Raw genomic sequence first — 14,364 nt, forward strand, 5'->3', positions numbered from 1 at the left:
TTAAAAAAGCCATGATCCTAGAAGGATCACGGCTTTTGTCTTAATCAGAAACCTGTTTTTTAATGACGATCTGTTTCCTATAGACAAGCAGTAAAAAAAAGGCAAGAAACAACAGCAAGGCCGATAGGAAAAAGACAGATCGTATACCAAACAGATCAGCAAGGGTGCCGAAGATTAAGCTGCCGATTCCGAACAGAATGGATTGCACGGCATCTTGAGCCGCAAATACATTGGCCAGCTGTTCTGCACAGACAGAGTTTTGCTCAACTGTAAGAAAAATAATTGATTTGAACTGAACCGCTGCTCCATAAAGAATGCTAAGGACAAGTGCCGCCCAAGGCATTGAGTTCATCGCAAAAAACAAGGTAATCATGCAGGCAAGAAGCAAGCCCCAAACGGCAGTTGAAGATGCGTGTTTCTTGAGCCGCGTACCCCATCGCATACCATAACAGCTCGTAAGCAGCAGCCCGGCAAAGAAGCTGAAATTAATATAGCCCCACCATGATGCGTCCACATGGAGTGCCTGCGCAACAAAGACGTAAATGATGGCGGCAATCCAAACGACATCTGCTAATGCGTTTATTGATTCAGTAATAAAAATAGTACGCAGTGCAGGAACTCGCCAGATTGTGATCCACCCCTTTTTCATGACTGTCCATTTGCTTTGCTTACTTTGTGCTTGCTGTTTCCTATTTCTAACTTCAGTGACGCAGATCAGCATCATCAGCAATGCTGCGGCACCGCAAAGGATAAGCGATAATGCGATTAAAAGATTGTTGCCGAACCGAGCTGCGATTATTCCGCCTAATGCCCAGCTGCCCATAGAAATGGATTGATCCATAAGGGACAAGAAACTATTTGTTGCGATCAGCTTTTCTCTTGTGACAAGCAGCGGCACAAGTGCTCCTCGTGCTGGGGTTGCCCATCCATCAAAAAAGCTGACGAGTATGACCGTGGTAAAGACGGTCTCTAAGCGTTCACCATCTAATGAAAAAAAGTGGAGCAGAAAAAAAACGAGCAAAAGAACCGTTTTGCCAACTTGAGAAACAACAAGGCTTCTCTTTAGTCCCATCCATTCAAGAAAAACAGGCGCAACAAGTGCACTCAGAAACCGGGATGCTGTACTGAAAAACGGTACAAATGCCATCAATACAGCAGATCCGGTAAAGCGATAGAGATAGGACATCAGTCCAACGATGTAGAGTACATCACCGAGATTTGCCACTGACTGTCCCGTCCAGAGAAAGCGAAATCCTCGTTGTTTCATGACAGATTCACTCCTATTCAATTATTATTGAGTTGGAAATGAAACGTGCCAATCACATATTTGGATGTTCTTCCCTTCCGAGTAGTAATACTATAGTATCACAATTTGCTATCTTTAGAATCAACAGCTTGCTTCATGTTGTTTAACTGCTGCTCCGCTTCATCAATCGCCTGGGAAAATGTTGTGAATTCCGTTTCCGTGAGTTTGCAGCCACCATAGCGAACTTTTTCATAAGAAGAAATCAATTGATCCGAGGTACTTAGATTCAACCGATTCAGCCATTCTGTCAGAGATTCAGAAGGCAGTCTTCCGAGTTTTCGCTTTGAGGCGCGCTTTTGAAGTCTATATATGGCGCGACGCACAGGATGCTTAGGAGCGAAACGTGGGTGCCTGCTCCGATCTGAATCATGAACAGGATGCATCGTTATTTCCTCTTGTGTCAATTTGATATTCAATGGGTCATGTGCTGCATGGCTTAGCCTGATTTTCCTCAACTGCCAAAAAGTAATTAAAAACAATGCAGCAACAATAATGATACCGACGAGAAGGCCAAAATTAAAAGCAGGCTGCATATCGGGTGGCGGTGTTTGTACCGACGGTTTTTTTTCTGCATTTGACTCCTGCAGCGCATTTTGAAGCCTTCTGCCTTTCTGTGCAGAAGAAAGGTGGCTCAGCCATCCGAAAATGATAGAGGCAGCGCCATAGCTAATCGGACGAATGAGAACGTTAAAAAGAAAGTTATAAATCGCGGTAACTGCCGGCTTCAGCAGCCATGTAATAAGAGCAAGCAGAATTGCCGCTGAGGTGAATGCTGCTGCAATGATCGAAAGCCAGCGTTTGCTCAATTTGCTCTTGAAGCTGATCCACATACCGGCCACTGTCAATTCGGCAAAAAGGAGAAGAAACAAGACGGCACGCCCATCGATTGGTGCAACCAGAGAATAAAAAACGACGACGATTGCAAACAGAAGCACCAGCCTCCATAATCGTTCCGGGCTTCTGCCTTCGTCATCTCGAAGCGAAAAATAAGTAAGCAGAGCGGACAATAGAGCAGCTGCAAAAAAATTCAAATGGAGGACAAACCACGTGAGCAAACCGACTACGCCAGCTGCGAAGAGAAATCCTGCCAGACTGGACTGCCTGCTCCTCTGCAGTATAACCAGCAGCAGGCCATGGATGAAGGCAAGTGCGGTAAAAGGAAGCAACATTGCCCATTGGTTCGGAAGCATCGGCAAAAGAACAAGAAAGCAAAATAACCATTCGCAGATAAAGAAAAGTGCAAACGAAACGCTGTTTTTTAATTTAACCAACGGTGGTGATCGCTCCCTTCTTAACCTGTTCTAAAAAGCAGGTATTATCGGACACACAAAGCTTAAAAATAAGATGTTCTTTTTTTAACCACTTTAAAAGGAATGGCGCTGCTGAATCAGATCGATCCAAATCCATAATGATTAAAATTCGAGGCTGGATCAATTTTTTATCGATGATTCGCAGCGTATCGGGAATTGGCGTTTTGATTTGCCACTTTTGCATAAAAGCGAGCAGTTCCCAAGCCTTCCTTAATTGATCTCCGCCCTGTTCAGGTTCGATACCCAAAATTTTTTGTCCCATTGTTTTTGTGTTGCAGTACACTGAAAACTCAATACCGCGTTTTCGCGCGTCCTGTGCAAGCCAAGCTGCTGCGGAAATACGCTTTTCAAAGTCATTGGAACGCTCGTGGCTTATGTGGCTTGCTGCGTTGAGAAACAATAATGTCCAGCTCTGGTGGGCGATGCGTTCAAATGTTTTCGTTTGAAGGCGGCCTGTACGTGCGCTGGCTTTCCAGTGAACATGCCTAAATGGATCTGAAGGCACATAGCTTCTGATTCCCGAAGGTGCTGTATCGTCATGAAAAAGTGAATGCGCGGACGGCAAGTCGCCCAAATGCTGCGGCGGAGCAAGGTTTAGATTATTTACAGCTTCCGGTTGAGGATAAATAATGAGACGACTCTTCAGCATTTCATTAAAATGAACACCGCAACTGATTAAATGAAGCGGGTCCGAACAAGTCAGTTCAAAGGTGCGAATACGTGCTGTACCTCGTTCCAGCGCTCTGACCGGACAATGAACAACTATCTTTTTTTGTGCTGGTATCGTTACCGAAAATTGATAGATCGGATTCGTATTGTTCTCGGCTGAGAAAGAAATAATCGGATCGGAAACAATGCGTCCACTTAATGAAAAGAAGGGAAGCTTGGACGAATTAAGAAAAGTGATCATCAGTTCACTTTCCTCACCAGCAGAAAGACGAAGACTGCAATCCGTATTTTCAATGGATAAGGTGCGGATCATATGTACTAAATACCATTTTGACAGAAAAGCAAAAACGATAAAAATCAAACCAGTTATCGAAAACAGGAATGTATTTCTGATGAAACCAATCAGAAATACGACAAAACCGAAGAGATAAAAGAGAGATTGATTGCGGGTTTGCCAACCGGTCGCGTATCCTTTCATTGTTGCTGTGCTCCTGCCTCAACTGGAACCTCGATATGCTCAAGAACATTAGCAATCACTTGGTCCTTGGTCCCCTGCAGCTCGCCTTCCATAGATAACACGAGGCGATGGGCGAGGACGGGGAAGGCCATCGCCTTCACATCTTCGGGAACCACAAAACCGCGCCCATTGATAAGAGCCTTTGCCTGCACCGCACGCAAGAATGCCAATGTTCCACGTGGACTGACGCCGCTGGCAACCCAATCGTGCGAACGAGTGGCGCGAACAATTTCCAATAAATAGTTCTCGACACTTGCACTGATTTTTGTTGCTTTGACCTGTTCCTGCAGCTGAGTGATCGCATCCTTCTCAATGACTGGTTCAATCTGATTAAGCGGATTATTCAGACGATGGAGATGAAGCATTTCTCGTTCTTCGTCAAAAGACGGATAACCAGAAGAAATCTGCATGAAGAAACGATCCATTTGAGCTTCCGGAAGAGTGAAGGTGCCTTGCGATTCAATCGGGTTTTGAGTGGCAATGACGATAAACGGCTTTTCGATCGCAAATGTTTCACCTTCAATGGTCACCTGGCGCTCCTCCATAACTTCAAGAAGACTGGATTGCGCGCGCGGTGTCGCCCGGTTAATTTCATCAGCGAGCAGAATATTGGTCATCACAGGCCCCATCATCAATTCAAAATTTTGCAACTTCGGATTGAAAAACTTAATGCCGGTTATGTCTGAGGGCAGCAGATCAGGTGTAAATTGAACGCGGCGGAACGTTCCTTTAATTGATTTGGCAATGATTTTCGCCATCATTGTTTTTCCGGTTCCGGGAACATCTTCAAGAAGCAAATGTCCTTCGCAAATCATTGCGATAAAGATAAGTTCAACTAGGCCATCTTTACCTGTTAAAACGGTTTTGACATTATTCTTCAAAGATTCCAAACTTTTATTCATTTTGATCGAATCCCCTCAATCGGTATTTTGTTTATTATAGCACTGAACCACATGACTCAATAACTCGAACACCGGCTACTCTATGCTATAATATATAGAATAATAAATTGTACACAGGCAAGGTGGAGTGGACAGATCATGAGTTTTACACCGATGATTCAACAATACTTGGCAATTAAAGCCCAGTATCAAGATGCGTTTCTTTTCTTCAGACTTGGCGATTTCTATGAAATGTTTTTCGAGGATGCTAAAAAAGCGTCAAAGGAATTGGAGATTGCACTCACATCGCGAAACGGCGGAAAAGATGAATACATACCCATGTGCGGTATTCCGTATCATGCAGCAAAACAGTATATTAAAATTTTGATTGATAAAGGCTATAAAATTGCGATCTGCGAACAAATGGAAGATCCGAAGCAGGCAAAAGGCATGGTTCGGCGAGAAGTGATCCAATTGATCACGCCGGGAACCATTATGGAGGATGAGTCGCTGCAGCCCAAGAAAAACAACTTTTTAGCGGCGCTCAGTGCCTTTCAAGATGGTTCTTATGGATTTGCCATGAGCGATTTGACGACCGGAGAAACGCGCGTGACACTGATTTCCAATTGGGACGGCGTCATTCAAGAAATGGATGCGAACGATGTACGCGAACTTGTTCTCGCACCGGAATTTAATGGGGACAAGAAAGAGGAATTGGTTGAACGGCTGAATACAACGTTCTCAGAGTGCGAAAAGGAAATAGTTCCTGATTCACTGAAAAGCATTACTGAAGGAATCGATCAAGAAAAATTGATACGGCCGCTCGGCAGACTGCTAAATTATTTAGTCAACACGCAGAAACGTTCCCTCGATCATTTGCAGCCTGCAGATGTCTATCATATTAATGAATACATGATGATCGATCAGCATTCTCGGCGCAATCTGGAACTGACTCAGACCAATCGCGAGAAGAAAACGTACGGTTCTCTGGTTTGGCTGCTTGACGATGTCAAGACGGCAATGGGAGGACGGCGCCTGAAGCAGTGGATTGAGAAGCCGCTTTTGAATCAGAAGCAAATTGAGCAGCGTATGGACGCAGCAGCAGCATTAAAAGAGCATCTTCTGGAACGCGAGTCGCTTCGCACGCTGCTTGGCAACGTCTATGATTTGGAACGCCTCGTTGGACGCGTCTCATTCGGTAACGTCAATCCGCGTGAGGTCGTGCAGCTTAAACGGTCTCTGGAACAGATTCCGGATATGAAACAAACCTTAGCCGAGCTTGGAGAAGCTTCGCTCGCTCAATATGAGCAGGAGATGGACCCGTGCGCTGAAGTTCGCGATTTAATCGACCGGGCGATTGTGGATGATCCACCATTCTCAACGTCAGACGGAGGAATGATCAAGGACGGTTACAACGAAACACTTGATCAATACAGAGATGCATCGAAAAACGGAAAGCGCTGGATTGCCGAATTAGAAGCCAAAGAGCGTGATGCAACCGGGATTAAATCATTGAAAATCGGCTATAACCGGGTATTTGGTTATTATATTGAAGTTTCCCGACCAAACCTTAAACTGATTCCGGAAGGCAGATATGAACGTCGGCAGACGCTTTCGAATGCCGAGCGCTTTATTACACCGGAATTGAAGGAAAAAGAGCGCGTCATTTTAGAGGCAGAAGAGAAGCGTGTTGGTCTTGAGTTTCAGTTATTCGGCGATGTGCGACTGAAAATTAAAGAGCAGGCTGCACGACTACAGAAATTAGCCCGTCTTGTAAGTAGCTTGGATGTGCTTCAGAGTTTCGCCTCAGTTAGTGATCGGAATGGCTATGTTCGTCCAAACTTTTCGAAGGAACGCACTTTATCGATCAAGAACAGCAGACATCCGGTGATTGAGCGCGTGATGCGCAGAGGCACTTTTGTTGCCAACGATTTTAATATGGACAAGACCTGCGACTTATTGATGATTACCGGACCGAATATGGGAGGAAAGAGTACGTATATGCGTCAGGCTGCCCTTACGTCGATTATGGCACAAATTGGCTGCTTTGTGCCGGCAGATCAGGCAACGCTGCCCATTTTCGATCAAATCTTTACACGTATTGGTGCGGCTGATGATCTTGTTTCCGGGCAAAGTACGTTCATGGTGGAAATGGACGAAGCCAATTATGCGCTGAGCCATGCCACACAAAACAGCCTTATTCTGCTCGATGAAATCGGCCGAGGCACCTCAACGTATGATGGAATTGCAATTGCTCAAGCCATTGTTGAATACATTCACGACCATATTGCAGCCAAAACTTTTTTTTCCACGCACTATCATGAACTGACTTTCCTTGAGAAGAAACTTGATCGTTTGAGGAATATTCATGTCGGTGCAATGGAAGAGAATGGAACGGTCGTTTTCCTTCATAAAGTACTTGACGGCAAAGCGGACAAGAGCTACGGCATTCATGTCGCCAAATTAGCCGGACTCCCGGAAAATCTGATTGAACGCGCAGATGAGATTCTGCGTGGACTCGAACAATCCCCGGAACAAGCTACCGGTTCTGAATCGCTTCCGGTACATGAAGCAGCGGCAGCAGCCGAGGTTATTGAGGAAGAACCAGAACAATTGGCACTTTTTGCTGAGCCGAAAAGGGAGGAAGTATCTTCGGGGTTGGGGAAACGCGAACGAAAAGTACTGCAGGAATTAGGCAAAATTGAGCTGCTGGCTATGACGCCGATGGATGCGATGAACAAGCTTTATCAGTTGCAAAAAGCACTGAAGAAGTAAGGCACGTTTTTAGAAAGGAGCGATTCAGGTGGGTGTAATAAAGAGGCTCAGCGAGACACTGGCTAATAAAATAGCTGCAGGAGAGGTTGTTGAACGTCCGGCATCTGTTGTAAAAGAACTTGTGGAAAATGCGATTGATGCTGAAGCTTCGTCTGTTTTAATTGAGGTTGAGGAAGGCGGTCTGAAATCAATCAAAGTCACGGATGATGGGCGAGGATTTGCACCTGAAGACTGCCAAATTGCCTTTGAAAGGCATGCGACGAGCAAAATTCGTCAGGATTCCGATCTTTTTCATATTGCGACACTTGGTTTCCGCGGCGAAGCTTTGCCAAGTATTGCGGCGGTTTCCCACCTTGAATTGACCACTTCGGATGGTGAGCGTCCGGGCACGCATCTTGTTCTGCAGGGCGGGCATGTGATCGCTTCCGGTATTGCTCAAAGCAGGAAAGGGACTGAAATCAATGTGGAACGGCTCTTTTACAACACACCCGCGCGATTAAAGTACCTTAAGAGTATTCATACCGAACTTGGAAAAATTACCGATGTTGTCAATCGCATGGCGCTTGCTTATCCGAATGTGCGTTTCATATTGATTCATGAACAGAAAACTGTGTTTCAAACGAATGGCAGCGGCAACTTAAGTCATGTACTGGCTGCCATTTACGGAGTGCGCACGGCGAAAGCAGGCTTTCATTTCTCAGGAGAGTCGTTGGATTTTAAGGTTGGGGGTCTTGCCGTACATCCTCAGATTTCTCGAGCAGGCCGGCAATACGTTTACATTTTTATCAATAACCGTTTTATTAAAAATTATCCGATTTTCAACAGCATCATGGACGGCTACCATACTTTGATGATGATCGGCCGTTACCCGATCTGTGTTCTCCATGTTCAGATGGACCCGTCGCTCGTCGACGTTAATGTTCATCCGGCGAAGCTGGAAGCACGAATCAGTAAGGAAAAGGAACTCTGCGCACTGATCAGTGAAACGATCCGTTCTGCTTTTCATCGTGAACGGCTCATTCCTTCAGTAGCAGGAAAGCCGCACACGCAGACAGACAAGCAAAAAAATGAACAGCAGGCACTTGACTTTTCACCGGTAGCTGTTACAGGGCCAGATCTGTCAGATCAGCAAGAGACTCAGCGAAGCACACCATTTGCTGAATCGGCGTTCTCGGAACAAGTGCATGAACCGCAGAATGAAAGCTTCTCAGCGGTACAGTCGGACTTTAATCAAATCGCGGCTGCTTTTCAGGAAGAAACGGACGATGCAGGTATCGAAGTGTTATCTGAAAAAGAACGGGATGATGAACCGAAAAAGCGTATGCCCAAGCTCTATCCGATCGGCCAGATGCATGGTACTTATATTTTTGCCCAAAATGAGGAAGGACTCTATATTATTGATCAGCATGCCGCTCAAGAGCGGATTAAATACGAGTTTTTCCGTGAAAAAGTCGGAGAAACCGCGCGTGAGGTACAGGAACTGCTTGTTCCCATGACCTTTGACTTCAATACGGCTGAATATGAGACAGTTATGGAATATCTGGATTATCTGCGCGATATCGGACTGAATTTCGAAGAATTCGGAGCACGCAGCTTGATCATCCGTTCCTGCCCAACTTGGATGCCGAAGGGCAGGGAAGAGGAAATGATCAATGACATTGTCCATCAATTAATTGAGAGCGGCAAAGTCTCGATCAAAAAGCTGCGCGAGAAACTCGCAATGATGATGTCCTGCAAGCGCTCAATCAAAGCCAATCATTATTTACGCCAGGACGAAATTCAAGCTTTACTCGACTCACTTGGTAAGGCCAAGGATCCGTTCACCTGCCCGCACGGCCGTCCGGTACTTGTACATTTTACGCCCTACGAAATGGAAAAGATGTTCAAACGCGTGCAATAAAGGGATTTCCAGAGCCCAAAAAGCCATTTGCCCATAATTTGCCCATGTAAATTTTATTTGCCCAGATAGGCTTCAAGATTTGATACTAATTCATTTTCCAAGTTCTTGGTGAAATGCACATAAACATCCGCAGTAAACTCGACGCTACTATGTCCTAACCGGACACTCACAGACTTGATATCTGCCCCGCTCTCGAGTAACATGATCGCGTGTGTGTGGCGCAGTCCGTGAGGTGTGATGTGGTGAAGATTTGTTTTGGCAAGAATCATGTTGATGACCTTGTTCACGCCGTATTCGCCCATCTCACGACCGTTCGGAATAGTAAGCATATATTCAGAGTCAAAGCATATCTTGTGTTTGAGACGTTCCTTCTTCTGCCAAGTCTGATATTGCTTCAATTGATCGATGAGCGTATCGTCAATGGCAATCGTCCGGATACTGGACGCAGTCTTAGGCGGGTGGCAGCCGCTCTTATCACGTGATTTCGTAATCTTAATTCGCTTATGAACCAGGTCGATGTCGTCCCATGTGAGGGCGAGCATTTCGCCTTTCCGCATTCCCGTTCGTAAAAGCAGGGAGACCATGATAAAATGATGAAAGGGCGATGTAGCTGCCGCATCCATAAAGATGCTGACTTCATCTTTCGTCAGATAATTGGTTTTTACAACGTCGTCTTTCTTCGCAATTGATACGTTTTGAAACTTGTTAAAAGGCAGCATTTCCAATTCAACAGCTTTATTCATGGCCGTGCAGAAGATGGAGTGGATCGACTGTATGGTTCTTTTTTTGTACTTTTTGGTAAGTCCATTGATAAATCGCTGATACTGCGTCTTCGTGATCGTTGCCAACCGGTACCCACCAAGTTCAGGAATAAGTATGTCATTGATGTAATGCTTGCGGTAGGTTCGTGTCTTGGCATTGATGGATTCGTTATATACTTCTAACCATTCGGTCAACCAACTCTTTACAAGCGTGTCTCGGCTTTTGACAATGGTTGTCTGACCAAGATAGATTTTTTCCTCAATGTCCGCGGCTTCAACTGATGCTTCTTTCTTTGTACGGAAGCCGCCTTTGGTTTTCTCCTTGTACTTTTCAGTAACGGGATCACGGTAGATGATCCGGTATTCCCACTTGTCGCCGCGTTTTCTGAAACTGGCCATTATTTTCACCTCTTTTCAAAGGGAAATTGATGTAGTTACCTTGAATATGTATATAGCAACTACGTCTTTTATTGAGGAAACGATCAATTAGATCACTTGATCAAGTGTAGTTACCTCTTAACTATGTGCAGTAACTACATTGAAGTTCAGATGCCCCATTGTTGTTTGAGCTTGCCAAGAAACTTCATCATGGTATCGTCGTGATCTTGCATCACATCCGGATGAAACTTGGCGGCGGCAACACGGTAGATTTTTTTCAGCATCTTCTTCTCATTATCCGAATAGTTACTTGCTCTCACATTTCCGAGTAATGAGCTCCAATCGTAGTTATCACTTGAATAGGATTGGTAACTACGCTTTGTATACTCATCACTTTGTCGCTTTCGCTCTTTCAATCGCTCTAACTGCTGTGGATCACGGAGCATGTTGAATACGTCATAGCAGGTCTTATACGTGTCCTTGCCGTAAAGTTCATCAAAGGCTTGCTGAGCGTCCTGATAGGCAGACACGATATCGTGGTGTTCATGAGCAACGCGGTACTCCTCAGTCTTTTCATATTCTTCTTTGATGTCTTTCTGAATAGGTGTTAATTTCTCATACACATAATCCCATAGCCGTTCCGCGCTAATTTCCATCTCGTTCAACTTTTTCTCTAAAGTGCTTTGCATAATGCAATCACCTGGCCAGCATTCGCCGGTTGCTAGGTCGTAATAGCCCATCGTGCAGATTACCCATTGTTTGGCCTTCACCTTGCCTTTTTCTCGATAGCTTTCACGCATTGAGATTTTATAAGCATCACGGATAGGGCGTTCAAATCGTTCCTGGCTGTAATGGTAAGAGTAGTTAGTGGTGGTTACGCCATCCACGGTGAATGACCAAGGTTCGACGATAATCTCTTTTGGCTCGCCATAGGGATTAGGTTTTCTGTTCTGTATTTTTTGAATGATGCAGTACATTGGTTTCACCTCCTTTCAATCGAGTAATACCCTTTACCATTCCTCGTGTAGTTGCTACTGATAGTAATACGGTAACTACATTTGTTGCGTTTACTTACTTTTTAAAGTAAATCTATAAAAGCCTTTTCAATATTTTCTTTTGGAATTTTTTGAAATGGTTCTTGCTCTAAAATATACAAATAGGAACGGACGGTTTCTTTTAACTCGTTATCGAATTCAGTTTTAAAAACAATCGGTATATTTTTCAATATCTTGTATGTTTCTCTTTGGGAGAAGTCAAACGGACGTTCAACATGAATAAAAACTGGCTTGCTTTTATTATCTTTACTTGGCAATGTAACGTTTAGTGGAATGATCTCTTTTATTGCTCTTTTTCTAAAGATTATTTTAAATTCAGTATTAAGTACAATTCCCTCGTATTCGTCATTAGCAAAGAATTCTTCTTTGAAGTCAGAAAACACATTATCCTCACTATCCAATATCTTGAATTCATATTCAAATTGCTCTTGATTAAAAAGATCATTTGGGCGTACATTCAGTACCGTGCAAATATTATCCATTGTATCGAATTGTATTCCCTTGCTCTTGTTGTAGGCAAGAGCGGTTATTGTTGTTCTTGAAATTCCTGTCATCTTAGCTAACTCAGTTATTTTCATGTTTCTTTCTGCAAGCAAAACATTCAAATTACAAGTTATCATTTCATCATCTCCTCAAAATAATTGTACAATACTCTGAACAAATGTCAATAAAAAGTTAATATATGATTGATATGAAAAAAATATAATGTATGATTTAATTATAAACATTATGTCCAATATATTGAACAAATACATGCGAATGGAGTTGATTGCAATTGTGTACAAACAATGTAAGGGTGATTATGGCGAAAAGGAAGGTAAGTATCAGCCATCTCAGTCGCAAAACCGGACTATCAAGAACGACGATCTTCAATCTCTATTATGAAAAATCAAAAGGTATTGAATTTGTTACTCTTGACAAAATTTGCAAAGCTCTTCAATGCTCTGTTGATGATGTCATTATCTTCCCTATTGAAAGAGAAAAAGAGGTAGTCAAGTAATTAAATCTGAAATATCAATCATTTTTTTCTTTTTCTCTCATCACGTTCTTTGATTAGCTTGAGGAATCCAATTAAATCTTCTTTTGCTTCTTCAGGGCTACCTGGATAGTCTTTGTAGGCAACCATGAAGTCGGGATCTTCTTCCAATTCCTTGAGCAGTGATAGTGATTCATCATTGGCGCTTTTATCATTAACTAAATAATCAAGGCTAACATTAAAATAATTTGAAAGTTTTTTTAACGTAGATAGTTTTATGTTTTCACTACCTTTTTCATAAAAGTTAACAATCGTTGTATATGGTACTCCGGAGCCTTTTGCTAAACCGGCTCTTGTTATGCCTTTTTCTTTCATTAGTAAATCAAGTTTTTCTGTAAAAGTCATTTTTTATTATCCTCCCTGTGGTAATCAATTTACCATGCGTAGCAATTTATTTATATTATACAATTACTTTCTCCAAAAATAAATAAAAATATTACCCCGCGTGGTAAAAATGCATTGACAATATACCATACGTAATATATATTTATCACATAAATACCACGTGTGGTAAAAAGAGGTGAAAACAATGTTCCCGAACCTAAGAGCAGAAATGGCTCGGCAAGGAATTGATGGCACAACGATTTCAGCCAAAATCGGTTGCACTTCAAAAACTTTCAGCAATAAGATGACCGGAAGAACAGAGTTTACTCGCGCTGAGATATTTAAAATTCAAAAATACTTTTTCCCTAAATTGTCCATTGATTACTTGTTTGAAGAGACGCATGAATTCTCTGCATAAAAAGGAGGCAGTCAGATGAGTGAAATTAAGATATTTGAGAATCCAGAGTTTGGCGAATTACCAACGGTTATGGTGAATGGTGAACCTGAATTTGGTGGTAAGGAAGCTGCCCTAATGTTGGGGTACGCAAACCCATTGAAAGCAATCCGTGATCACTGCATTTCAAAAGGGGTGAACGAAATAGACACCCCTTCAAATGGAGGAATTCAAAAGAAAAAATTCATCACAAAGGGCAATGTCATTCGGCTTGTTACACATTCACATCTACCCGGGGCAGATAAGTTCGAGTCTTGGATATTTGACAAAGTCATTCCACAGGTTTTAGAAACAGGAAGCTATTCAATGAATCAGGATGATGAACTAAAGAGAAAGCGTCTTGAAATTATGGAGAGAAACGCAGAAGCACGAGACCGAAAGGCGCGTAACGAATCTGCAAAGTTGCTTATGCAGATCAGAGCAGGCGCAAAATCAGAAACGTACAAACAGGTTCTCGAATCGAAAGCAACGGAGATCGTCACTGGTCAGCAGCTTCTTCCACTGCCTGAAGCGAAACAAATTTCTTACCCAGCAGAAGCAGTTGGTAAAAAAATTGGATGCAGTGGGAACATGGTTGGTCGCATTGCCAAGAAACTTGACATCAAAACAGAGAAGTACGGTCGATGGATACATGATAAATCGCGGTATGCCAATCGTGAGGTTATGAATTTTGAGTATTACGATAACGCTATTCCGCTGATTAAGGCGGAGTATAGGAAACGAGAAAGTGGAACGGTGGTGGATATCAAATGAGAACACAGGAGGTAATGGAGAAGGCTCTTCATTATGAATATGCGGGAGCCGTTGGGCGTTTGTTTGACAGAGCATATAAAGAAGTCTCTGACCCTGACAATCCGCTTCCGTTGGACATTCAGAAAAAGTTGGCGCTTTACCACGTGAAATACATGCCCGCAATGAAGAAGAATAAGGAACTGACCTATGAGGAATTACTCAATAAATTCCGGGTGTTCGACTTAATTCACTTTTACCTGGAACAG

At 43.3% G+C, this 14,364-nt stretch carries 14 protein-coding genes; 6 read left to right on the plus strand and 8 right to left on the minus strand.

What is annotated here, in order from left to right:
- Positions 1-40: 40 nt before the first annotated feature.
- The 4 genes from NIE88_RS21100 to NIE88_RS21115 form a co-directional block, all read right to left on the minus strand.
- Positions 41-1,267 carry an MFS transporter gene (locus NIE88_RS21100; RefSeq protein WP_253065455.1) on the minus strand — a complete coding sequence of 409 codons (1,227 nt, stop codon included), beginning with the start codon at positions 1,265-1,267 and terminating at the stop codon, positions 41-43.
- Between the two features lie 98 nt (positions 1,268-1,365).
- A complete protein-coding gene (locus NIE88_RS21105) occupies positions 1,366-2,577 on the minus strand; it encodes a DUF4129 domain-containing protein (protein ID WP_253065457.1) in 1,212 nt (403 codons plus the stop codon).
- Entirely contained in the window at positions 2,570-3,763 is a 1,194-nt protein-coding gene (locus tag NIE88_RS21110; RefSeq protein WP_253065467.1) for a DUF58 domain-containing protein, read from the minus strand. Before NIE88_RS21110 ends, NIE88_RS21105 begins: the two co-directional genes overlap by 8 nt.
- Positions 3,760-4,704 carry an AAA family ATPase gene (locus NIE88_RS21115; RefSeq protein ID WP_253065469.1) on the minus strand — a complete coding sequence of 315 codons (945 nt, stop codon included), beginning with the start codon at positions 4,702-4,704 and terminating at the stop codon, positions 3,760-3,762. The genes NIE88_RS21110 and NIE88_RS21115 overlap by 4 nt, the downstream gene beginning before the upstream one ends.
- Positions 4,705-4,842: 138 nt before the next feature.
- Here NIE88_RS21115 and mutS point away from each other — a divergent pair, with 138 nt between their 5' ends.
- Together mutS and mutL are read left to right on the plus strand one after the other, a co-directional pair.
- Positions 4,843-7,458, plus strand: coding sequence for a DNA mismatch repair protein MutS (mutS, locus tag NIE88_RS21120; RefSeq protein ID WP_253065471.1), 2,616 nt, complete (start codon positions 4,843-4,845; stop codon positions 7,456-7,458).
- Between the two features lie 28 nt (positions 7,459-7,486).
- Positions 7,487-9,358, plus strand: coding sequence for a DNA mismatch repair endonuclease MutL (gene mutL / locus NIE88_RS21125; protein ID WP_253065473.1), 1,872 nt, complete (start codon positions 7,487-7,489; stop codon positions 9,356-9,358).
- 53 nt (positions 9,359-9,411) lie between these two features.
- Here mutL and NIE88_RS21130 read toward each other — a convergent pair whose 3' ends face one another.
- The 3 genes from NIE88_RS21130 to NIE88_RS21140 form a co-directional block, all read right to left on the minus strand.
- A complete protein-coding gene (locus NIE88_RS21130; RefSeq protein WP_253065475.1) occupies positions 9,412-10,518 on the minus strand; it encodes a site-specific integrase in 1,107 nt (368 codons plus the stop codon).
- Between the two features lie 146 nt (positions 10,519-10,664).
- Positions 10,665-11,474, minus strand: a complete 810-nt coding sequence (locus NIE88_RS21135) for a hypothetical protein (RefSeq protein ID WP_253065485.1) — start codon at positions 11,472-11,474, stop codon at positions 10,665-10,667.
- A gap of 101 nt (positions 11,475-11,575) precedes the next feature.
- Positions 11,576-12,172, minus strand: a complete 597-nt coding sequence (locus tag NIE88_RS21140) for a helix-turn-helix domain-containing protein (protein ID WP_253065487.1) — start codon at positions 12,170-12,172, stop codon at positions 11,576-11,578.
- 176 nt (positions 12,173-12,348) lie between these two features.
- On the opposite strand from NIE88_RS21140, the gene NIE88_RS21145 reads away from it, so the two are divergent.
- Positions 12,349-12,552: a helix-turn-helix domain-containing protein gene (locus tag NIE88_RS21145; protein WP_309247065.1), complete on the plus strand. Its 204-nt coding sequence runs from the start codon at positions 12,349-12,351 to the stop codon at positions 12,550-12,552.
- 18 nt (positions 12,553-12,570) lie between these two features.
- Here NIE88_RS21145 and NIE88_RS21150 read toward each other — a convergent pair whose 3' ends face one another.
- Positions 12,571-12,933 carry a helix-turn-helix domain-containing protein gene (locus tag NIE88_RS21150; protein WP_253065491.1) on the minus strand — a complete coding sequence of 121 codons (363 nt, stop codon included), beginning with the start codon at positions 12,931-12,933 and terminating at the stop codon, positions 12,571-12,573.
- Between the two features lie 175 nt (positions 12,934-13,108).
- On the opposite strand from NIE88_RS21150, the gene NIE88_RS21155 reads away from it, so the two are divergent.
- The 3 genes from NIE88_RS21155 to NIE88_RS21165 all read left to right on the plus strand — a co-directional run.
- Positions 13,109-13,330 (plus strand): hypothetical protein, encoded by a 222-nt coding sequence (locus tag NIE88_RS21155; protein ID WP_253065493.1) that lies wholly within the window; start codon positions 13,109-13,111, stop codon positions 13,328-13,330.
- A 15-nt stretch (positions 13,331-13,345) separates the two neighbouring features.
- Positions 13,346-14,119 carry a BRO-N domain-containing protein gene (locus NIE88_RS21160; RefSeq protein ID WP_253065495.1) on the plus strand — a complete coding sequence of 258 codons (774 nt, stop codon included), beginning with the start codon at positions 13,346-13,348 and terminating at the stop codon, positions 14,117-14,119.
- Positions 14,116-14,364: hypothetical protein (locus NIE88_RS21165; RefSeq protein ID WP_253065497.1), on the plus strand; the 249-nt coding region annotated here is incomplete at its 3' end. The genes NIE88_RS21160 and NIE88_RS21165, both read left to right, overlap by 4 nt.

The sequence above is a fragment of the Sporolactobacillus shoreicorticis genome (assembly GCF_024125445.1).
GTDB classification, from domain to species: Bacteria; Bacillota; Bacilli; order Bacillales; family Sporolactobacillaceae; genus Sporolactobacillus; species Sporolactobacillus shoreicorticis.

Bases quoted from the DNA above. Each gene is read 5' to 3' on its own strand.
- NIE88_RS21110 (WP_253065467.1), bottom strand. From the start codon at position 3,763: ATGAAAGGATACGCGACCGGTTGGCAAACCCGCAATCAATCTCTCTTT.
- mutS (WP_253065471.1), top strand. From the start codon at position 4,843: ATGAGTTTTACACCGATGATTCAACAATACTTGGCAATTAAAGCCCAG.
- NIE88_RS21100 (WP_253065455.1), bottom strand. From the start codon at position 1,267: ATGAAACAACGAGGATTTCGCTTTCTCTGGACGGGACAGTCAGTGGCA.
- NIE88_RS21140 (WP_253065487.1), bottom strand. From the start codon at position 12,172: ATGATAACTTGTAATTTGAATGTTTTGCTTGCAGAAAGAAACATGAAA.
- NIE88_RS21150 (WP_253065491.1), bottom strand. From the start codon at position 12,933: ATGACTTTTACAGAAAAACTTGATTTACTAATGAAAGAAAAAGGCATA.
- NIE88_RS21115 (WP_253065469.1), bottom strand. From the start codon at position 4,704: ATGAATAAAAGTTTGGAATCTTTGAAGAATAATGTCAAAACCGTTTTA.
- NIE88_RS21135 (WP_253065485.1), bottom strand. From the start codon at position 11,474: ATGTACTGCATCATTCAAAAAATACAGAACAGAAAACCTAATCCCTAT.
- NIE88_RS21160 (WP_253065495.1), top strand. From the start codon at position 13,346: ATGAGTGAAATTAAGATATTTGAGAATCCAGAGTTTGGCGAATTACCA.
- NIE88_RS21130 (WP_253065475.1), bottom strand. From the start codon at position 10,518: ATGGCCAGTTTCAGAAAACGCGGCGACAAGTGGGAATACCGGATCATC.